The organism is Candidatus Nitrosotenuis aquarius (genome assembly GCF_002787055.1).
Classification (GTDB): Archaea; Thermoproteota; Nitrososphaeria; order Nitrososphaerales; family Nitrosopumilaceae; genus Nitrosotenuis; species Nitrosotenuis aquarius.
In genome coordinates, this window is the sequence record NZ_CP024808.1 from 1,245,022 (window position 1) to 1,264,552 (window position 19,531).

25 protein-coding genes and 1 tRNA gene are annotated in these 19,531 nt (G+C 42.2%); 10 read left to right on the forward strand and 16 right to left on the reverse strand.

The window, feature by feature from the left end:
• The first annotated feature begins 117 nt into the window (after positions 1 to 117).
• Genes NAQ_RS07235 through NAQ_RS07245 form a run of 3 tightly spaced genes read left to right on the forward strand, consistent with a single transcriptional unit; the run spans position 118 to position 2,283 of the window.
• Positions 118 to 669, forward strand: a complete 552-nt coding sequence (locus NAQ_RS07235; protein WP_100182891.1) for a DNA replication complex subunit Gins51 — start codon at positions 118 to 120, stop codon at positions 667 to 669.
• Entirely contained in the window at positions 669 to 944 is a 276-nt protein-coding gene (locus NAQ_RS07240) for a hypothetical protein (RefSeq protein WP_100182892.1), read from the forward strand. The genes NAQ_RS07235 and NAQ_RS07240 overlap by 1 nt, the downstream gene beginning before the upstream one ends.
• A gap of 52 nt (positions 945 to 996) precedes the next feature.
• The gene (locus NAQ_RS07245) at positions 997 to 2,283 is read left to right on the forward strand and encodes a PQQ-dependent sugar dehydrogenase (RefSeq protein ID WP_100182893.1); all 1,287 of its coding nucleotides are present in this window, start codon (positions 997 to 999) and stop codon (positions 2,281 to 2,283) included.
• 75 nt (positions 2,284 to 2,358) lie between these two features.
• Here the strand turns inward: NAQ_RS07245 and NAQ_RS07250 are convergent, their stop codons facing one another.
• Positions 2,359 to 2,565, reverse strand: a complete 207-nt coding sequence (locus tag NAQ_RS07250) for an AN1-type zinc finger domain-containing protein (protein ID WP_100182894.1) — start codon at positions 2,563 to 2,565, stop codon at positions 2,359 to 2,361.
• A gap of 66 nt (positions 2,566 to 2,631) precedes the next feature.
• Here NAQ_RS07250 and NAQ_RS07255 point away from each other — a divergent pair, with 66 nt between their 5' ends.
• Together NAQ_RS07255 and NAQ_RS07260 are read left to right on the forward strand one after the other, a co-directional pair.
• Positions 2,632 to 3,372 (forward strand): SDR family oxidoreductase, encoded by a 741-nt coding sequence (locus tag NAQ_RS07255; RefSeq protein WP_100182895.1) that lies wholly within the window; start codon positions 2,632 to 2,634, stop codon positions 3,370 to 3,372.
• Complete coding sequence (locus NAQ_RS07260; protein WP_100182896.1) at positions 3,372 to 4,505, forward strand: NAD(P)/FAD-dependent oxidoreductase; 1,134 nt, start codon at positions 3,372 to 3,374, stop codon at positions 4,503 to 4,505. The genes NAQ_RS07255 and NAQ_RS07260 overlap by 1 nt, the downstream gene beginning before the upstream one ends.
• On the opposite strand, the gene NAQ_RS07265 is transcribed toward NAQ_RS07260, so the two are convergent.
• Positions 4,500 to 4,709, reverse strand: a complete 210-nt coding sequence (locus NAQ_RS07265) for a hypothetical protein (protein ID WP_100182897.1) — start codon at positions 4,707 to 4,709, stop codon at positions 4,500 to 4,502. The two genes, NAQ_RS07260 and NAQ_RS07265, sit on opposite strands and share 6 nt — an antisense overlap.
• A 53-nt stretch (positions 4,710 to 4,762) precedes the next feature.
• On the opposite strand from NAQ_RS07265, the gene NAQ_RS07270 reads away from it, so the two are divergent.
• A tRNA-Pro gene (locus NAQ_RS07270) sits at positions 4,763 to 4,837 on the forward strand.
• 293 nt (positions 4,838 to 5,130) lie between these two features.
• On the opposite strand, the gene NAQ_RS10150 is transcribed toward NAQ_RS07270, so the two are convergent.
• The 6 genes from NAQ_RS10150 to thpR all read right to left on the reverse strand — a co-directional run bounded on the left by NAQ_RS10150 (position 5,131) and on the right by thpR (position 10,185).
• The gene (locus NAQ_RS10150; protein ID WP_162858693.1) at positions 5,131 to 5,652 is read right to left on the reverse strand and encodes a hypothetical protein; all 522 of its coding nucleotides are present in this window, start codon (positions 5,650 to 5,652) and stop codon (positions 5,131 to 5,133) included.
• 353 nt (positions 5,653 to 6,005) lie between these two features.
• Positions 6,006 to 6,959, reverse strand: coding sequence for a hypothetical protein (locus NAQ_RS07285; protein ID WP_100182900.1), 954 nt, complete (start codon positions 6,957 to 6,959; stop codon positions 6,006 to 6,008).
• A gap of 35 nt (positions 6,960 to 6,994) precedes the next feature.
• Entirely contained in the window at positions 6,995 to 7,594 is a 600-nt protein-coding gene (locus NAQ_RS07290) for a DNA-3-methyladenine glycosylase family protein (protein ID WP_100182901.1), read from the reverse strand.
• Positions 7,591 to 8,349, reverse strand: a complete 759-nt coding sequence (locus NAQ_RS07295) for an RIO1 family regulatory kinase/ATPase domain-containing protein (protein ID WP_100182902.1) — start codon at positions 8,347 to 8,349, stop codon at positions 7,591 to 7,593. Before NAQ_RS07295 ends, NAQ_RS07290 begins: the two co-directional genes overlap by 4 nt.
• On the reverse strand, positions 8,324 to 9,652 hold the full coding sequence (gene cca / locus NAQ_RS07300; protein ID WP_100182903.1) for a CCA tRNA nucleotidyltransferase: 1,329 nt from the start codon (positions 9,650 to 9,652) through the stop codon (positions 8,324 to 8,326). Before cca ends, NAQ_RS07295 begins: the two co-directional genes overlap by 26 nt.
• Complete coding sequence (gene thpR, locus NAQ_RS07305; RefSeq protein ID WP_100182904.1) at positions 9,649 to 10,185, reverse strand: RNA 2',3'-cyclic phosphodiesterase; 537 nt, start codon at positions 10,183 to 10,185, stop codon at positions 9,649 to 9,651. The genes cca and thpR overlap by 4 nt, the downstream gene beginning before the upstream one ends.
• Positions 10,186 to 10,256: 71 nt before the next feature.
• Here thpR and NAQ_RS07310 point away from each other — a divergent pair, with 71 nt between their 5' ends.
• The 3 genes from NAQ_RS07310 (at position 10,257) to NAQ_RS07320 (ending at position 12,068) form a co-directional block, all read left to right on the forward strand.
• Positions 10,257 to 10,805: an AAA family ATPase gene (locus NAQ_RS07310; protein WP_100182905.1), complete on the forward strand. Its 549-nt coding sequence runs from the start codon at positions 10,257 to 10,259 to the stop codon at positions 10,803 to 10,805.
• Entirely contained in the window at positions 10,802 to 11,191 is a 390-nt protein-coding gene (locus NAQ_RS07315) for an RNA-binding domain-containing protein (protein ID WP_100182906.1), read from the forward strand. Before NAQ_RS07310 ends, NAQ_RS07315 begins: the two co-directional genes overlap by 4 nt.
• A 73-nt stretch (positions 11,192 to 11,264) precedes the next feature.
• Positions 11,265 to 12,068 (forward strand): hypothetical protein, encoded by an 804-nt coding sequence (locus NAQ_RS07320; protein WP_100182907.1) that lies wholly within the window; start codon positions 11,265 to 11,267, stop codon positions 12,066 to 12,068.
• On the opposite strand, the gene NAQ_RS07325 is transcribed toward NAQ_RS07320, so the two are convergent.
• Genes NAQ_RS07325 through NAQ_RS07355 form a run of 7 tightly spaced genes read right to left on the reverse strand, consistent with a single transcriptional unit; the run spans position 12,058 to position 17,980 of the window.
• A complete protein-coding gene (locus tag NAQ_RS07325; RefSeq protein WP_100182908.1) occupies positions 12,058 to 12,780 on the reverse strand; it encodes an SIR2 family NAD-dependent protein deacylase in 723 nt (240 codons plus the stop codon). The two genes, NAQ_RS07320 and NAQ_RS07325, sit on opposite strands and share 11 nt — an antisense overlap.
• The gene (gene rnz / locus NAQ_RS07330; protein ID WP_100182909.1) at positions 12,780 to 13,679 is read right to left on the reverse strand and encodes a ribonuclease Z; all 900 of its coding nucleotides are present in this window, start codon (positions 13,677 to 13,679) and stop codon (positions 12,780 to 12,782) included. Before rnz ends, NAQ_RS07325 begins: the two co-directional genes overlap by 1 nt.
• On the reverse strand, positions 13,676 to 14,617 hold the full coding sequence (locus tag NAQ_RS07335) for a DNA methyltransferase (RefSeq protein WP_100182910.1): 942 nt from the start codon (positions 14,615 to 14,617) through the stop codon (positions 13,676 to 13,678). Before NAQ_RS07335 ends, rnz begins: the two co-directional genes overlap by 4 nt.
• The gene (locus NAQ_RS07340) at positions 14,618 to 15,490 is read right to left on the reverse strand and encodes a ribose-phosphate diphosphokinase (protein WP_100182911.1); all 873 of its coding nucleotides are present in this window, start codon (positions 15,488 to 15,490) and stop codon (positions 14,618 to 14,620) included.
• Positions 15,491 to 15,533: 43 nt separating this feature from the next.
• Positions 15,534 to 16,277, reverse strand: coding sequence for a peptidylprolyl isomerase (locus NAQ_RS07345; protein WP_100182912.1), 744 nt, complete (start codon positions 16,275 to 16,277; stop codon positions 15,534 to 15,536).
• A 26-nt stretch (positions 16,278 to 16,303) separates the two neighbouring features.
• The gene (locus NAQ_RS07350; RefSeq protein ID WP_100182913.1) at positions 16,304 to 17,449 is read right to left on the reverse strand and encodes a pyridoxal-phosphate-dependent aminotransferase family protein; all 1,146 of its coding nucleotides are present in this window, start codon (positions 17,447 to 17,449) and stop codon (positions 16,304 to 16,306) included.
• Between the two features lie 36 nt (positions 17,450 to 17,485).
• Entirely contained in the window at positions 17,486 to 17,980 is a 495-nt protein-coding gene (locus NAQ_RS07355; RefSeq protein WP_100182914.1) for a nicotinamide-nucleotide adenylyltransferase, read from the reverse strand.
• A 36-nt stretch (positions 17,981 to 18,016) separates the two neighbouring features.
• Between NAQ_RS07355 and rtcA the strand changes: the two genes are divergently transcribed.
• Positions 18,017 to 19,054, forward strand: coding sequence for an RNA 3'-terminal phosphate cyclase (gene rtcA / locus NAQ_RS07360; RefSeq protein WP_245871571.1), 1,038 nt, complete (start codon positions 18,017 to 18,019; stop codon positions 19,052 to 19,054).
• Here the strand turns inward: rtcA and NAQ_RS07365 are convergent.
• Positions 19,037 to 19,531 carry a DUF4149 domain-containing protein gene (locus NAQ_RS07365; protein ID WP_100182915.1) on the reverse strand — a complete coding sequence of 165 codons (495 nt, stop codon included), beginning with the start codon at positions 19,529 to 19,531 and terminating at the stop codon, positions 19,037 to 19,039. The two genes, rtcA and NAQ_RS07365, sit on opposite strands and share 18 nt — an antisense overlap.

Here is a 19,531-nt window from a genome sequence, read left to right on the forward strand (position 1 = left end):
TTTAAGGCTTAATTTTTGGCTCTTCTTGGAATAGTGCCTGACTGACTAACCAAAATCACAGCAAAACAGGAATGAAAAGTTATGAACCTAAATATCCTAATGGGCCCTAGATAGCAAATGTCGGAAGCAAAAAAAATTGATCTAAGCCTGTTGTATTCTACACTAGTTCGGGAAATAGAAAATGACACCGTACAGGAACTAGAGCCACAATTTTATAGAAATCTGTCTGAATATCTTGGCAAGCTAAAAAGCGAAGGATATGACGGAATTGAAAGTAAGATCAAAACCAGACTAGTAGAGATGATTACCAATATAGTGACACTACTCGTCAAGACTAGAATAAACAAGGTAAGCCATGGGGGCTTGAACCTGACTAACCTGCTGGACGAGGAAAAATACATCATTGAATCAGTGCAGGACCAGCTGGAGAGAAAAGAGATGATTTTATCTGCAACACTGAACGGCAGGACCAAACTATTGGAATCTGTGTCAAAAAAGCACAAGACCAAGCCAGTTTCTGTTAGGTTCCTCAAGGACTTTGACCAGTTTGTGGGCGCTGACTATACCAAATATGGCCCATACAAGGCAGAGGAAATTGCAACAATTCCAAACGAGAACGCTCAGGCACTCATTGCCAAGAACATCACAGTAAAGATAAGCGTGGACTAATGTCACACATAGACGTAGACGTAATTGACTTTGTTTTGCTGACTGTGTATCCAGTTGCCGCACTCTTTGTAATAGAAATGATATTTCGTGTAATCAAACTCAAAAACTGGATCAAACTTGCATTGCAGGCAGTGGTATCAATTGGATTTGGGGTTGCGTATCTTACGCTGATTACTGCACACTGGCTTACTGCATTTGTTTTGTTTGCGCTGGCTGCTGCGTTATTGTATCAGGCAAGACTCTCCAAGATAAAACCGGGCAAGTCGATATACTAGTTTTCATTTATATGCTAAAATGGAAAATAATGGTAAAAACTAGTTCTGACAAATGCACAAAGAATTAAAACAATTATCGCAAAATCTTACAAGATTGATTGGAAGGACTATAGCGCTTGCATTTTTGTTTGTTGTACTTGTTGTCGGCACGCAAGTAGTTTTGGCGCAGGAATTTCCACAGCATGATCTAAAAGTGGAAACAATAGCGGAAAACCTGGATGTTCCATGGGCAATTGCGTTTGCGCCGGACGGAAGAATTTTTGTGACAGAAAGAACTGGCGCCTTGCGGGTAATCGATGACGACTCTCTCCAAAATTCCCCGGCCCTGAAGCTAGATGTGGGGGGAGCGGAAGGCGGACTTTTGGGGCTGGCACTGGATCCGAACTTTGAGGAAAACCACTACCTGTACATTTACTATACTTATTCTGAATTTCTCTCAACATACAACCGCGTCTCTAGATTCACAGAATCAAACAATTCAGTATCTGATGAGCTGGTATTGATTGACAAAATCCCGGGAGCTGCAATTCACGACGGTGGGAGAATAAAATTCGGCCCTGACGGCAAGCTGTACATAACTACGGGCGATGCCGCAAACATGTCGCTTGCGCAAGACCTCGACTCACTTGCCGGCAAAATACTGCGAATCAATCCTGATGGAACAATACCACATGACAATCCGTTTGCGGACTCGCCAGTGTACTCGTATGGGCACAGAAACCCGCAGGGACTTGACTGGGATCCTACCAGTGGAATTTTGGTTGCAACTGAGCACGGCCCGTCCGGAGACAAGGGATTTGCGCGCGATGAGATAAACATAATCTCTGCAGGCAAAAACTATGGATGGCCGGAGATCACTGGAGATGAGAAAGATCCGAAATATGTCTCACCAATATTTCACACGGGAGATGTGGCGTGGGCTCCGTCAGGTGCTGCATTTTATGATGGGAATAGAATCCTTGACCTAAAGGGAAAATTCCTTGTGGCAAACTTGCGCGGCGTACATTTGCATGCATTTGAGATAGATACGACACAGGGCAAAATTCTCTCAGAGCAGTCATTATTTTCTGGAACCTTTGGTAGATTGCGCGACGTGCACATCAACGACGGCTACATCTATCTTTTGACTAGCAATCAAGATGGGCGAGGATCTCCAAGGCAAAACGACGACAGAATACTAAAGGTGATGGCACTTGATCAAGGCCTGCAAAAAGAAACACAAGAAGAAATCTGTAGTGCCGGCCTCGAGCTTGTAATCAAGGCAAGCAATGGCAATCCGGCATGTGTCAAGCCCGCAACAAAACTCAAGCTCATAGAGCGTGGATGGGCTCGCAACTAGACAGAACTAGGCAGTTTTGTGCGTGTTTTGATGGTATCGTAATTTAACACTGGTGTTGCTGGGGTTAACCACACATTACCTTCCAAACATTCTAGAGAAAAATCCCTTTTTCTGGCGGATTACCTTTTTTTCGCCAAAGCGTTTTGCGCGAATTGAGCTTAGCTTGACACACCTATGCTCTTCTGGAAGTCTGTGCTCTGCACAAAACTCGTCTTTGCAGTAATTGCACTCAAAGGGCAGATCTGTCTCGTTTCCGCAATAAGCGCAATTTACTTTCTTCATGATGTTATTATTGTGGAACTTCTAATAAACTAAAAACATAAAACAATCATCTTGAAAAGTGGTATCATGCTTGCAGGCAAAGTCGCTATTATTACTGGCGCATCAAGCGGAATAGGCGAAGCAACCGCTCGGGCACTTGCAAAGGCAGGCGCCAAAGTAGCAATCGGTGCGCGAAGAACAGACAGACTAGAGCAAGTAAAATCACAAATAGAAAAAGACGGTGGCGAGGTCTTTATGCAAAGACTTGATGTGACAAAAAAGACAGACTGTGATTCCTTTGTGGATGCCGTGGTGAAAAAATGGGGAACAGTCGATATTTTGGTTAACAATGCGGGCTTGATGCCTCTAAGCTTTTTTAAAAACTTGAAAGTCTCTGAATGGGACCAGATGATTGACGTCAACATAAAAGGCGTGTTGTATTGTACAGGAGCTGTGATTCCTCATTTGGTTGCAAAAAAATCTGGTCATATTGTGAATCTGTCATCGGTTGCCGGAAGAATCGTGTTTCCTGCTGGATCGGTTTATTGCGCAACAAAACATGCGGTTGCGGCATTCTCTGAAGGATTAAGGCAAGAATTTAGCGTCAGGTACAACATTCGTGTTACTTCCATAGAGCCTGGGGTTGTTGCAACAGAACTCAACGACACCATTACCGATGAGTCTTTGAAGGGGTTTGTCGAGTCGGCCAAGAAAATGGTGGCACTACAGGCAGAAGACATTGCAAATGCCATTTTGTTTGCAGTCGAGTCGCCACCACACATGAATGTCAATGAAATTTTGATTAGGCCCACCACGCAAGAACGATAATGCAGAAAATTCTGATTTTGGGTGGTGGATTTGGGGGCTTGGCAGCTGCCAATGAGTTACGAGCTAATCTGTCTGACGTCTCTATCACAGTTGTAGACAAAAAAGACTACTTCATGATGGACTTGGTAAAGCTGTGGATAATCAAGGGTGTTCGCACATTTGAGAAATCAAAGCGACCGCTGCACACCATAACAAAAAAGGGGATTGAATTTGTAAATGAATCCGTAACTGGAATTGACTTTAAAGCAAAAAAGGTCAAAACCACAACCAAGGAATTATCCTATGACTATCTGATTGTTGCGTTAGGTGTCGAACTTGCGCCGGAGAAAATCTCTGGACTGCCTGAAAATGGATATGTTTTGTATGATTTAGAGCATGGACCAAAAATTAGAGAAAAAATTACGCAGATGAAGTCTGGCAAGCTAGGCTTTGTCATTACTGGAATGCCGTACAAGTGCCCACCTGCTCCATTTGAGGCTGCACTGATCATAGATTCCATGCTAAAAGAACAAGGAGTGCGTGACAAAATTGAAATTGATTTTTACAGTCCCGCGCCAATTACACTTCCTGCGGCTGGGCCTGAGGTGAGCAACCAACTATTACAAATGTTAAACAAAGAAAACATTCGATTCCATGGAAATAAAAAGACAACGTCGGTTGGGAAAAATTCCATACAATTTGAGGATGGCAGCTCTGTACCATTTGATGTTTTAATTGCTATACCTCCACACAAGGCGCCAAAGGTTGTGTATGAATCTGGCCTAGCACAGGAAGGTGGATACATTCCAGTAAAGCGCGACTGCAAAACAGCAATTGATTCCGTTTATGCAATAGGTGATGTCACCACAATGATGGTGACTGGTACAATATCTGTGCCAAAGGCTGGAATTTTTGCAGAAGGGGAGGGAATTGCAGTTGCCCGAGATATTATATCAAAAATAAAACAAAAGGAAAACCCTGATGTCTTTGATGGCAAAGGTGGATGCTTTGTGGAAATGGGCAACACTGCGGGCTATGTCTATGTGGACATGTTTGCATCGCCAAATCCTATAACGAGACTGGATGAGCCAGCACCGAAACACATGATAGAAAAGGAAAACTTTGAGCAGGAGAGAATTGCAAAATGGCTATGACTCTTTTGTCTTTTCTCTGCTCATGTGGCCAAGCAGTGCCTTGAGATCAGAACTGACATTGTCTGCGTTTTTCATAAAATCTAGCTTTTCGGTGATGTTCTTTTTGAAGTCTTCTGCCTCTGTTTCTATTCGCAGCTTTTCCTGGCAGTCCAGATGATCTTGATCAGTACCTGAGATTTTTTTGCAAATAGAGCAGATCTTCATGGAATTAGTATATCGTCAGGATTTAATAATTTCACGTCTTGCCTTGCTTTTTAGGGGCCGTAGTCCAGCTTGGTTAAGATGCTAGCCTGGGGTGCTAGAGATCGTGAGTTCAAATCTCACCGGCCCCACTTTAATTTTAATCACATTTGATCATTTATCGACCACAACAAAACTCAAGCTGGGGGGGGGGCTTAACGGAGAAATCCATGACCATGAAAAAGTTGTCAGAGGATTAAAGAAAGACGATTCGCCTTTGATTTCAGGCTATCAAATCTATCACAACATAAGACCTCACATGAATTTACAGAACAAGACACCAGCCGAGGTTTGCGGAATAATTATCAAGGGACATGACAAGTGGAGGACTAATCGAGAACGCAAGCCTATGAGTGATTGGTTTTCTTTTGAATCAATAATGATGTTATTCTATGGATTTTTTTCGGGAGCAACGTTCACGTATTTTATCAATAGACCACGTAAAGAAAACTATCGAAAGAAGCCCCAAGAGAACAATGGGTAAAATGGCTGAAAGATCATTAATACGGTATAATTCATTTTGTGTTGACTCGAATATTGCATATCCTAACTCCAAAAACCCCGATCCAATAAAACCGATTAGAATGAAGTTATGTTTTCTTAAAAATTTGAAAATGAATATTGGAGCTATACTTGCAAAAACGCCAAAAGAGCCACCCATGGCCCAAGATACTTCTTTCATATGTTCAGGGAATGGATCACAAATCAATGCCAAACGAGTAAAAACCCAAGGCCAGAAAACATCTCCACCGTTAACCCAACAGACTATTCCATGTCCTAATTCATGTGCGATTCCAGCTGGCCAGAATAACCCCAACATTATGATTGTGGAAAGCACTCCGCTAATCCAAGCCCTGTCAAAACCACCACGATTCCATAATTCACGAAAAGTTTTTCGTTTCCTCAATAAACGATTCAAGTTTTACTCTAGTTTAAACTCAAATGAGCTGAGACTTGACACGAATAAAAATTGGAGATGTGAGCCACAAATTTGACAGCACCTAGAATAAAATTACTTGATAAGAACCAGAAATTTAAAATCTCAAATCAAGATCTATTCCCAATTATGAACAATCTGCCCCCATTTTCCACACAAACCATGCCTGACCCCCCACCATTGTAAAAATTTCAACTTTCTACCAAGTGCGTCCATTTTGAACAGCATGCTGAATAATAGCTAGACATACGTACACATACTAGGCGTTTGAGGTTGTCGCCAACATGCCTGCCGGAGTTGACCTTAAGCCTTAGATGCCTGTTCTAGTTTCTACACTTGCAGTTTGACTCGCCGCAAAGACAATACACCTGGAATGTAAACACCTTAGTCTTTGATGCTATTCCATCAGTTACATCCACGTACACCAAAAATGTCTCTATATCGGTAAAATCCTTGCTTAGTTCATACGATATCGAATAATCACCATTAGAGTCTGTTTCTCCCTTGAATTCCTCTAGAATGTTTTCCCCATAATCCTCAACACGCACAAAAACAGTAGCGCCTTCTACATTCCCTTCAAAATTCTCCACATGGATTTCCAAGTTTTGTGCAGTTCCGCGCCTTACTGCCTTTTGGCCCTGTATGGTAACATCTAAGCCGAGATCTATCTGGCTTGAATTTACCACCTCTAGTGCTATGATTTTTTTGTCAATTAGATACTGGATTCCATGCAAAAAATCCGAGTCCGATATTTTTCCCTCTGACCACCATTTAGCAGATAATTTTAGCCAAGAAGGAATTATAGAGTTTTTTTGCACATGAAAATAGTACGGCATTAGTTCCTTTCCTGCATGATATACAGAAACTTCGTATGTTCCCGCAGGAGAATAATGATGCAATGGAATAGAAGTAGAATATGCGCCGCTTTGCAAAACTGGAATGGTGTATTCCGCTCGTATACCGTCTGGACCTGTTACAATCAGTGTTACAGGACTAGTCTGGCCAAAATCTCCAGTTCTGCCAGAGATCTTGACAAATGCAGTCTCACCGTATTTTGGCAGATTATACGTTGTCTGGACAGGCTTTAGTTTTTCAAATTGTATGAAATCACGTCTACTCAGCTCCACTAGTGAATCAATCAGGCTTTGATCATTTACCTTGTCAAAGGCCCAAAGCTTGATCTTGCTTTTGATCCAGTTTGGGATCTCTTCCGCATTAGCTGTCTGTACTAGTGATAATACCATTGCAAAAACCAGAATTGCAAATAGCTTGTACAATGTATTCTAGAGTACATTTTTGATAAAAAACGATTCTATCCAATGTCAAACTGATTCAGGCTGCGCCACAAATACCACGTAGCCACGCTTCTATATGGACGCCATTTTTCCGCAATTTTTTCCATTTGCTCCTTTTTTGGCAGATCTGATAGCGAATACAGCTTCTGGATTCCCTTTTTGAGCCCCAAGTCCCCCACAGGTAAAACATCCTGCCTGCCCAGAGAAAAAATCAAAAACATTTCTGCAGTCCAGCGTCCAATCCCCCTTACTTTTGTTAGCTGCTCAATTACCTCTTCGTCTGTGAGATTTCTCATGTATGACAGTCTGATCTCTTTAGATTCTACTCTGCTAGACAAATCCTTGATGTAAGAGACCTTCATGTACGATAAACCATCTTTTCGCAGCTTGACATCAGATGTCTTTAGGACATCAGCTGGTTTGGGGAATCTTCCATAAATTTCTCTAAATCTAGTGGAGATGGAATCAGCTGCCTTGCCAGAGAGCTGCTGTGTTATGATTGCCTCTACTAGTGATTCATATGGATTTTTTGTAATTGGTAGATTGTACTTTCCTATTTTGTCGATTACCTTGGCTAGCTTTCTGTCTTTTTTGAGGTGTTTTAGTGCAGCTGTCAACTCAGCTTGAGAACCTCTAGTACGTCATCAAAGCTTTGTTGAGTTCTAATTTCCTTGTAGTTGCGCAATGCAGAAATGATTTTTTGTTTTGGTGGAAGCTTGTATATTCTATTTACCATTTTTGCAAGACCCGAGCCAATCAGGATGGCTTGGGAAGCTGAAGTGACATTGGATGCCTTGCGCTCCAAGCTGGCGCTCTCAAAGTCGATCATGGTGATGTTTTTGCCTACAATAACATGCTTTGTTATGTTGCTTAATTCCCCATGGTCAAGGCCAGCTTCATCTAATTTGTAACAGTCAGTTAGAACTTTTTTTATCACGGTTTTTAGCTTGGCAGCACTTCCTTTGCCTTTTAGCTCAGAGACCCAGTCGTAGATTTTTACGCCTGACAAAAACTCCATTACGACAAAATTCTTGCTGCTAGCTATCAGCTTGGGCCCTACGCCTGCCTTGTTTGCAGCTCCTAGCAGTATAGTCTCATTTTTCATGTCTGGTCTTGGCGAGTCTGTTCTGCGAATTTTGAGTGCAACTTTTTTTGTGCCCATTTTTGCCAAGACTACTATTCCTGCATAGCCCTTGCCCAAAACGCAGATCTTGTCAAGTGTCATTGGACCCTCAAATGACACACCGTCTATGCCTAGACTCTTGAGTTCTTTTACTCTTGATTGGAGCTGCGCTCTAGTCGCCCTTGGGTATCCAAGTATTGCAGAATATGGTTCCTTGACTAGATCACTTGCTGGAAAAAATTGTCTCATCTGTTGAGACGAGTTTCCGTGCAGCCTCTTTAATGGATTTGCCTTTGGCGGCACTTGCAGTTGTGATTTTGAATTTTTTAATTTCTGATTTTAATCCAGCGGGAACTCCAGATTTTTCTATATTATATTGGATGAGAAATTTTAGGAATTTTTGTGCATCTACGTTTTGTCTTTTTTGCAGAGAACAAACCTTTCCGTCATCATTAATCCACATCGCTAGACTTTTCTTTTTGTTTGCAGCAATGAATTTTTCCACGTGATCTGCTACAAAGAACTCTGGCCCTAGCCTTGTCTGCAGGTCATCCAGCTTTTTTGATTGCAACAAAAACAACAATGACGCAACATTATTCTCAGATATGGTAGCTGATCTCTTCAATACGGAAAACCCAGCCTGATTCATTTGTGTGGCAAGAGATGTTGCCGCGCGCTTTATCTGGCCCCAAATTATGTCTGGGCTGCGTGGCTTGTACCTAAACGATAACACCAGAACATTTTTTGTGTCTAGCTTGGCGCTTTTTTTCTTTATAGTGAAAAATGACAAGGCTGGTTTGCGCAAAAACGCACGCGCAGCTAGGACAAATCTTCCAATGTTTTCATTGGATATTGCAGCGCCCAAGTTTCTGTTCTCATCTATTGGATCTATTATGACAATTTTTGTATCAAACTGCTTTGTCGTCTTTCCAATTACTTGGCCTGCCTTTAGCTGCGCAATCTCTTTTAGTACATTTTCAAGCGAGCCGAAATTGAGAACCAAGACCTCTGCCACATAACCGGAAAATCCCTGCTTGGCAATCTCTGCACCATAGATGTCATCTGCCTTCAAGAATGCCTTTAGCAGTCTTACCTCGTTTTTCATTGTGCCAGTTAACGATTTTATCATGAATTTTGTGTGAAACGGGGACCTGTCTGCTGAGCTCTTCCAGGCACCTTCCTGCACGTCATAGCAAGGGACCACGTTTACCTTGGTGTCACGGATTTGCGCTTCCACGAACGGGTGCTCGGCATATCTGACATAGGGCTTGAACTGGTGTAGTGCGGCAAATCCGATTTTTTTGCCAATATCTACAAACTCTTTTTCTGGGGTGTCGGAGTGGAACTTTACAAAAACATCAATGTCTGCTCTTTTTGGAAGCCACGTCCCCTTGGCATAAGATCCGACGATCTCAATTCCTGTTACCTGGGAATACTTGGATGCCTCTTTTTGCACTAATCTGACTGACTGCTCCACAATCACATCCTTTTGCTTTTGCAGCTTTTCCGATGGGATGACGTACTTTTCTGCCTGTTTTAGGATGTGGTTCATTTTGCGTTTATTACTCCTATATCAGAATAGATTGGCCCGCTAGGTGTAAGAACGCTTTGCTTGAACTTGATGGAAGATACCTTTTGTGTGCCAAATTTTGTAGAAGAATATTTTGAGATTTGGTCTGTAATGTCGCCTGTCTTGTTTTTTATTCTAAATATGGTGGCATGAGGCTTGAGTGGCTTGTCCGATCTGAATCCCAGTGGAGCTAGCTTTTCCTCTACTAGTTTAGCAAGCTCGACCAGCTTTTCTCCTCCTTGGTCTAGGCCGATCCAGATTACTCGCGGAAACTTGGGCTTTGGGAAAGCACTCACCCCGATAAATCCAATATCAAATGAGGAAAATTGTATGGTATCCAGCTGGGCCTGAACTTTTTTTGCCATTTCCTCTGTTATCTCTCCTAGAAACATTAGTGTAAAGTGCATGTTGTGAATTTCAACTGGCTTTGCAGGAATTTTGATTTCAGATTGTACTTTTTTGATTGAATCCAAAACTGTACCATCAGTAATCTCTACTGCAACAAATGTTCGCATTTGAGAAATGATGTACTTGTCTTTTTAATGGCTTGCGGTAATTCTATATCGGGCACAAAGGGTGCAAAAACATGACAAAGCTGATTGTGTGCCTGACTGGCATGCCTGGCGCAGGAAAATCCACCATTGCTGCAGGCTTGCAAAAAAAGGGATTTACAAGCATAAACATGGGCGATGCAGTGCGGGCGGAGGCAAAAAGACGCAATCTAGAACCAACCGGCCAAAACTTGGGCAAACTAATGTTAGAACTAAGAGAAAAAAATGGCCAGGGTGCAGTAGCGGAATTAATCAAGGATCAAATTGTAAATTCTAAATCCGATGTTGTGGTAATTGACGGTGTTCGATCCAATGCGGAAATCGAAGTGCTCAAAAAACTTGCCACAGTAAAATTATTGGCAATACATGCATCAACTGACACACGTTACACATTTCTGTCTGCACGACACCGATCCGATGATCCACAAAACAGACAAAGCTTTGATGAGCGAGACAACAGGGAAATCGGTGTTGGAATCTCTGCTTCTATTGCATTAGCTGATGAGACACTATCCAACAATAATTTCACAGTAGACCAGCTAATCGAGACGGCCCACCAAATCATTTCCAAGTGGCTTGCATGATTCCTCTAGTTGACTGCAAAATCGAGGCGGTGTGTTCCATTAATCCATCAGAAGATCCTGCCAAAGTAGAGCAGGCAATATCCAACATCTTGGATAATGTAGAGATCAAGGCAAGCAAATACTCGCTACAGGCAACATCAAAAGAGCTGGAATCATTCTCAAAAATCCACGAATCCATTACAAATCACAACACCAAGAAGATCTATTATCGAATTCTAAACGAAAATCTCGAAGGAAACTCTACCTGGTTTTACCTAAACAAGCAGGCGGCGTTTGCAAATAATGTTGCAGTATGTGAGCATGATGACGAATCTCCTTTGGGCCCAATCAAGATTATTCTGTCATCGAAGAATATAGAGCGCGTAATAGAGTGGCTCATCTCTTAGTCATCTTTTTTCCCTAGTTGCTCAGCTGGATTTGTTTTCTGATTTTTTATGACTTTTCCAATATCTATGCCTGTTGATAGGAAAATTACTGGCAGTAGGCATAATTTTGGCAGTAGCCGGAGTCCTAGTCTATTTCCAGCAGGACAATCTAGGCATCAACGTAAATCCCACAATTAATGCCGTAGCAGAGAACATTGACGGACTAAAGGATACTACAGTCAAGCGAGTCTCCTATGAAATAGACAAGACATCCGATGTTGTTGGCGACAAAATTGATAATGTCGTGCCAAATGTGGACCAGCTAAACCCGATTACAAAAATTGAAGACCAGCTAGTCATTCCGCCAAAAAAAGAAGTATACTCTGGCCAAGTCTATGAAAGAAACGAGAATGAAAAAACATGCAAGGTTTCCGTTCCTAAAATGGCAAAGACAATCAACGGAGTAAAAGAGCTAACACATACTATAACACTAAAGGACTGCCAATATGAAAAACACAAGCCAGTCCAAGTAACAGTATTAACTGATCCTATAACTGGTGAGCAGACAGTAACGGTAGAGCCGACTCCGCAAACCAAAATCTTTGAAACATTACAATTAACCACGACAAAAAACGATGACAATACAGTATCGATTCACTATGAGGATTCTTCTGGCAAGACACTCAAAGTCACAGTGACACTAAGCAATTCTGAAAAACAATTATTCTCTGGAGAATTTTTTGCATCAAAGTTTGATACAAGTGTTGATGACGTCTCTGATACTCCGCATATAATAGAAATGATAGTAGAGCATGCAGAATACGGCACAGTAAACTCGTCAGTGTACAATCCGCAAGGAAATAATGAAAACACCATTTATGGTGTGTTTAGCCAGTAGACACTAACTCTACAAGCTTTGGTAATGCATTTGCAGAAGTCTCTCTAACTGAAAGATCCATTTCCGATGACATGACTGTTTTTTCCGGATTTACCTCGATTAAGACAGCTCCGTTTTGCTTTGCGTATAGCGGTAAAGTATTTGCAGGCGATACCACCAAAGACGTGCCTGCAATTATCATCACATCGCAGGTTTGTGCGTGGGAGATAGCCTCATCCCACACATCCTGTGGCAATCCTTCCCCAAACCAAACAACATCTGGGCGCAAAATGTTGCCGCACTTGCACTTTGGCGGAAGAGAGTCAAATGAAGTTGTGATGTTGTCCTTGAAATCACAAACGGTGCATTTTATACGGATTATACTGCCATGCAGTTCCAAAACATGCCTGCTTCCTGATCTTTGGTGGAGACCATCGATGTTTTGCGTCAATACGATTACTTCTTTGAATTTTGCAAGCTCAGATATTGCAAAATGTCCTGCATTTGGCTTTGCAGCCAGAATATTTGTCCGTCTTTCCTCATACCATTCCCAGACTAGCTTTGGGTCTTCATAGAATGCGTCAATTGTTGCAAGCTGCATCGAATCGTATTTTCTCCACAATCCATCTTTTCCCCTAAATGTAGGAATTCCGCTTTCTTGGGATATGCCGGCACCAGTGACAAAGACTATTTTCTTTGCGTCCTTGATTTGTCTGGATAAAGAATCAAACATTATCTTATTTCAACTTCGAGCAGGTCTTTTGCAGCAATCACAGAGCCATGAATTATCTTTGCTTCTTGGACCAGCTCGGACTCATCTTTGTATCTTGCAGAAAAATGAGTCAAGATTAGATTTGCCACATTTGCATTTTTTGCCAATGTTGCAGCTTCTTTTGCAGTAGAATGATTAGTCTCTATTGCTTTTTCTTTGAGCTTGTCAGAAAATGTGCAATCAAATGATAGATAGTCGCAATTTTTGAAAAACTCCTCTAATAGTTTGGTAGGCCTGGTGTCTCCAGAGATTCCGATTTTCTTGCCAGGCCTTTTTTCTCCAACTACTTGTGATGGTGTAAATGTCTTGTCACCAACTTTGATCTCTTTTCCTATCTGCAGGTCATGCCAGAGTGGGCCTTCAGGTATTCCTAGCTTTATTGCCTGGTCCCTGTCGAATTTGCCAGGCTTGTCTTTTTCCTCAAATAGATACGAGAACGCCAAGACAGAGTGTTCCGCCTTTTGCGCACGCACAAGGTACGTCTTTTCATCACATATTGTACCGGGGCTTACTGCAGTAATGATAACAGGAAATGACAATCCAAACTGCAAAATTCTAATGTTTTCCCCAATGAATTGTTCAATTCCGTCTGGGCCGTAGATCTCCACTGGCTCTGTTCTGTGCTGTAATGTCATGGTTTGGAGTAATCCAAGAACACCAATGCAGTGGTCTCCATGCATATGCGTTACAAAGATCTTCATTTTCTTGTTCCAGCCAAGGCCCGACTTCAAATACGATACCTGTGCACCTTCTCCTGCATCAAACATCAGAATTTCGCCTTCCCGCTCAAGGCAGATACATGACAGTCCTCTGTCTTCTGTTGGCTGCGCCGCCGATGTGCCCAAAAATACTAGCTTCATTTTACCAGAATCATCCTCGTTAGGCTCTTGTGTCTGTATATCTCATATTTTTTTGTCAGGTTTAGCTTGACTCCGTCGTCCAGGCCTTTCTTGCACATGATGGCAAATTTTGCCTTTTTTGGCATCTTTGAGATGAATTTTTTCATGATTTTCTTTGGCGGCTCGGAAACCTTGGATGCCGTGCCATATGGCAGATCAGTTACAATTCCATCAAAGCTCAGCTGGTCCATGTAATCATAATTTTGGTTGTACACCTCGGCAGAAAATCCGTTTTTCTTTAGATTATCCTTTGTTATTTTGCACATTTTCTCATCAAAATCAATTCCAATTGACTTGATTCCCATGGACTGCGCCTCAAGCAGAGTGCTGCCAGTTCCGCAAAACGGATCGCAGACTGTTTCATCGTCGTGAATTTTTGCCAGATTTATCATTGCTCGGGTGAGCTTCCAGTCCAGCTCATGATGGAATTTTGTGAGCTTTTCAGGTCGCTTTGCAGGCTCAAATTTAGTGGCAAACCCAAAAAAATTCTCTTCTTCTGTGAAAATCATGTATATCACAACGTCTGGGTCTTCCAGCGATACCTTAGCATTGCAAAAAGTAGAGACCATGCTGCCTAGCGATCTCTCTATTTCCGGAATGTCTACTGGTCTATCTGAGAGATTGATTGCCTTGCACATGAATGACTTTGCGCCAAACAAAAGAGAATAATTATTCTCATCAAAGAATACATTGGACATTTTGCGCAATAGCTGTCCTGCAGTTTTTACAAATGTGGCGCGTCTTGCAATTTTCTCCCAAGGAGTAACGCTTTGCACCAGAATCAAATTGGAAATGGTCTTGACTTTGGCAAATCTGTCGTACATTTTTACCAGTGTGACTACCTCGTCTACTGCTAATTCTGGATATTCTTTTGAAACTAGAAAAAAGCTTTCTGGCATTTAGATTGCCTTTGCAATTACTCCAGAGACGTCAACTATTGACGTGTTGCCAGGAATTGTATTTGCAGATATGATAGCAGAGACGCCAGATTTTTTAATTTTCTTTTCAGCATTGTCAATTAGTAACGCATGGGTGCATGCTACATAGACTCGTCCGCACTTTTGCTTTTTTAGAAACTGCGTTGCCTTGACAATACTTCCACCGGTGCTTATCATGTCATCCACTAGTACGAGGTCTCGCCCCTTTACTCCGTCAAGGTTTGCAGTCATGATCTGGACTTTGCCTGTCTTTCTGTCGCGCTGTTTTTGCAATGCAATGTAATTGGTTCCATAGAATTTTGCAAATTCCTTTGCCCGCTCTTTGCCACCCAAGTCTGGTGAGACCACAAGTGGGTTTTTGAGCCTGAGCTTTTTGAGATAGTTAGCTAGTTCTGGTACCGCAGAGACATTTTTGATTGGAATGGTAAAATGCTTGAGCCCAAGCATACTGTGCATATCAACTACTATAATTTTCGATGCGCCTGCGGCCGAGAGAAGCTTGGCAATAACCGATAACGTGACTATCTCTCCTTGGAGGAATTCTCTATCCTGTCGTGCGTATCCCATGTATGGTATGGCACAGATTACCTGCCTTGAGAACTGCCTTGCCTTTGAGATAAGTGACAATGTCTGCATCAGGTTGGTGTCAACGGGTGGGTATGTCGAATTTACTACAATGATTTTGCCTTTGGGTTTTGCAGAAATTGTAACCTTGCTTTCACCGTCTGGAAAGACTCGCAGCTCAGATGAAACAAAATTTGCCTTTAGTTTTCTTGCCAGTTTTCTTGCTAGATCTTCAGATGCCTTTCCGCCAATTACTGTAACTGCTGACAATAAATCAACAATCTAGGAGGGACTCTTAAGTTTTAGGAGAGACTTATTTTTTTGCTGGAGCAGCTGCAGCTGCCTCTTGTGGCTTTTCTTCTTTCTTTTCTGTCTTTTTGTTGGCATATGTCTCAACAAAGTTGATCTTCTCCAGTGTTGGGACAAACTTGAAGGCGTCCATCTGGATAAAGTGCTTGATAATTCTCAGGCTTTCTGCGCCAAAGATCTCTTCTGGAATTGTAACATCAAGTGTATTGCCGTTTAGCTTCGATGATATTTTCGAATCCTCCACTGGCAGGTGTCTTTTTAGAATGCCGTTGATCTTGTCTTCAGGTGTCTCTAGTGCCTTGAGCACGTTGACATCATAGACTACGGTCTTTCCTGCTAGTCGATGGTTGAAGTCAACTTGGACTCTGCCAGAGCCGACAAATCTTACGACTCCTGTTTTCTGATCAACTTCAATAGTATCGCCGACGCCGACCTTGTCTGCGTCTTCGCCTAGCTTTCTTAGTGGAATCATGCGGACTTTTCCAGAGTCGCGCTCGCCAAAGCCCTTGTCTGGTGTCACATCTACTGTTAGCTTGTCGCCCGCCTTTGCATTTGCTAAGGCATCATCAAGTCCTTTTAGGACCCAAGACTCGCCTACTGAGACCAGTTTTGGTTGGTACTTGATGTTTTCCTGGAATAGATTGTGCTTTTTTGCCTCATCCGCAATGGTGGTCTCTACTACTTCATTAGAGTCCTTTACCTTTGCAGTATAATCAATTAGAATCAATGAGCCTTTAGTGAATGCCATGCGATCGCTCCTCGAATTTCCTAATATTAAAGCTGCTTGAGTTTGTCTTCGGCAACTTTGAGGGCTTCCATCTGTTTGGTCTTGTAGCCCATCATTTCTAGTGTGGAGCCGATTGAAGAAATTGTTCGCATGACGTGGTATTTTTGGACCTCGCCCATGCAGCCAACTCGGAATACTTTGCCCTTTAGGTTTCCAAATCCACCTGCAACTAGAACTCGGAATTTGTCTGCAAGTGTGTTTCTAAAGGTCTTGTCCTCTAGTCCTTGTAGGTAGTTTAGTGCGACCACAACTGTTGATCTTGCGTCTTCTTTTGCAAATGGAGTCAGGCCAAGCTCGGATAATCCAGAATAGAGTGCTTGTGAGCATACTCGGTGTCTTCTGATTCTGTTGTCTAGGCCTTCTTCTAGTATGACGTTCATTGCCTCTCTGTATGCATATAGCAACGGGAGGGCTGGCGTGAATGGAGTGTGTTTTGCCTCTTCGTAATAGTGGAAATATCTTGATAAATTAAAGTACATTGTCTTTGGCGGATTTGCGTTCATGTATTTTTTGGCCCGCTCGTTTACCACAATTGGTGAGATTCCCGGCGGTGCCGCAAATGCCTTTTGTGCTCCAGTCATTGCAACGTCGATTCCCCACTTGTCCATTTCTAGGTCTTCGCCGCCGACAATGGAAACGCCGTCTACTACATAGAACGCGTCGTTTCTTGCTGTAAGATCCTTGATTTTATCCAAATATTTTATCATGGTTCCAGTTGAAGTCTCATTCCATACGCAATAGAACGCCTTGACGTCCTTGTTGTTATCAAATGCTTCCTTTACTTGATCAAATGTTACGTTTGTTCCAGGGGTGCTTTCCAGTTTTATGACTTTGGCGCCGGCCCATTCCAGCATTTGCGCCAGTCTTCCGGAGAACTCTCCGTTTGTTGGGATGATTACCTTGTCCCCAGGCTTTACAATATTGATAACGCTTGCTTCAACAGCTCCTGTTCCGGATGCTGAAAGCAAGACTGCCTCGCCGCTACTCTTGAAAACTTTTTGAGTTTTTTCTACGGCGTCTTGGTATAATTCTACAAAATCGTCACTTCTATGGTTAATCATTGGCGTGATCATTGCGCGCATTACTCGCTCTGGTACGTTTGTTGGACCAGGCAACATGACTAGATATTCCATAAGCAGTTTGACCTGTTTTGCGGGCTTTATTTAAAACTAAAGTTTGGCCAGGCGATCTTGTGCATTAATTTTCAGCAAAACCTTTGCGGTTCCTTGCGGCACAAACTCGGCCCAGCTTTGTCCTGTTGCTATTTTTTGCCTAATGTCAGTTCCGGACAGGATCTCTCTTTGCTTTAGTGGAACTGATATCACTTTGATTCCGCGCTTTTTGTACAATTCGTGCGTAAAATCATCGTTTGAAAACACCACATCATATTTTGGAATTATGCTATCAACATGATAAGTCCACTTGGCATGATCGTTTACGTCTGGCACAAAATAGATCTTGCATTTCTGCAAATCAGATTTTTCCACGGATGACTCTATCATTTCTTTTCGCTCTTCTGCTGAAAATGGATTTCTTTTTTCATTGAATCGATTAGAGCTGCCAATTCCTATTGCCAAATTGTCCACTTGGGTCAGTGCAAATTTTACTGCGGCTAAATGCCCCAAATGAAAAGGCTGGAATCTGCCTATGAGAAGACCATCCATGATTTTTTTCCTTGCACTTGATTTAAAAACTAAACAATGAAACCAGAACAAATGGAAGCACTGCGAATCGACGGCTCGCACGGCGAAGGCGGAGGACAAATCTTGCGCTCCGCACTAACGCTTTCTGCCATAACGCAAAAGCCAATCAAAATAGAAAACATTCGTCACAATCGCAAGATACCAGGCCTCAGACCATCACATCTATCCACGATCAAGATTCTCGGCAAAATTTGTAACGCAAAAATTGACGGACTGTCAGTAGGATCTACCAGTATAACATTTTCGCCAGGACAGATCCAAGACATAAAACTGCAGGAAAATGTAGGAACAGCTGGCAGCATTTCATTGATTTTGCAGGCAATAATTCCGGCTGTGGCACTTGCAGGAAAAAAACTGGAATTGTCAATTTCTGGAGGAACAGATGTTCCGTGGAGTCCCACATCAAATTACACGAAGTTTGTTCTAGGCGAAGCATTTTTGCGCCTTGGCATAAAATTTGAAATGAATATCAAAAAACGCGGCTATTACCCAAAGGGGGGAGGCCAAATAGACCTCACAGTTTTTCCATGTCGGAAGCTAATTCCAATACATCTCTCAAAGAGAACCACAAAGAACGTAAAAATTCTCTGCTCTTTTTCTGGGTTAAACCAAAATGAAATATCAAATTCAATTGCATCTGCAAAGGATGTTTTACAAAAGCAAGGATTCTCCACACAATCACAAATCACAGAAGACCGAGCGCTAAATCCCGGAGCATCCTTTCTGATGTATAGTCATGATTCTGATTCAATTAATGGTGCAGACGAGCTGTTTGATCCCAAGGAAGAGTTTGGCAAAAATTCCACATCTGCATTTGTATCGTCGAATTTTGGTGCAGATACAAATCTGTCTGATATGCTAGTAACGCCTCTTGCTCTTATCCGAGAAATGTCGATTTTTACTGTACAGCAAATCTCAACACACTTGGAGACAAATCTCTACATCACATCAAAGATTACTGGCTGCAAGTACGGCGTAGGCAAAATCAACAGTGGCTATGAAATACGAATAACAGGCTTAGAGACCAGCATCTAGTATTGCGGCAAATAACAACACCAAAACGGACAGAACAACGGTTACTTCGCCTACAATTATGATCTTTTTGCGCAGCTTGGTTATCTGTTCCTGGCTAAGCTGGCCCTGCATTATCTTGTCTTCTACTTCTTTTCTGATTATTCTCACATGTAATGCAAATGAACCCAAAAGGGCAGCTACTAAAAACATCTTGATTATCAGCATCATCCCATAGCTGGATGTAAACAAAAATTCAGGCCTATTCAGAATCTGGTGGGAGTTCCACACGCCAGTTGCAATCAAAATCAATAGGGCAGGTATTGCAATTTTGTTAAATCGTCTACCAACTTTGATCATTATCTGTAGTCGTTCTTGCATTGTTGGCACCATCGACTTGAGAATCGGAGCAAAAACTATGGCAATGAATAATGAGCCGCCAACCCAGATCGCCGAACAAATCAAGTGAATCCACGTGATGATTGCCTGCTCTAGTGCCAA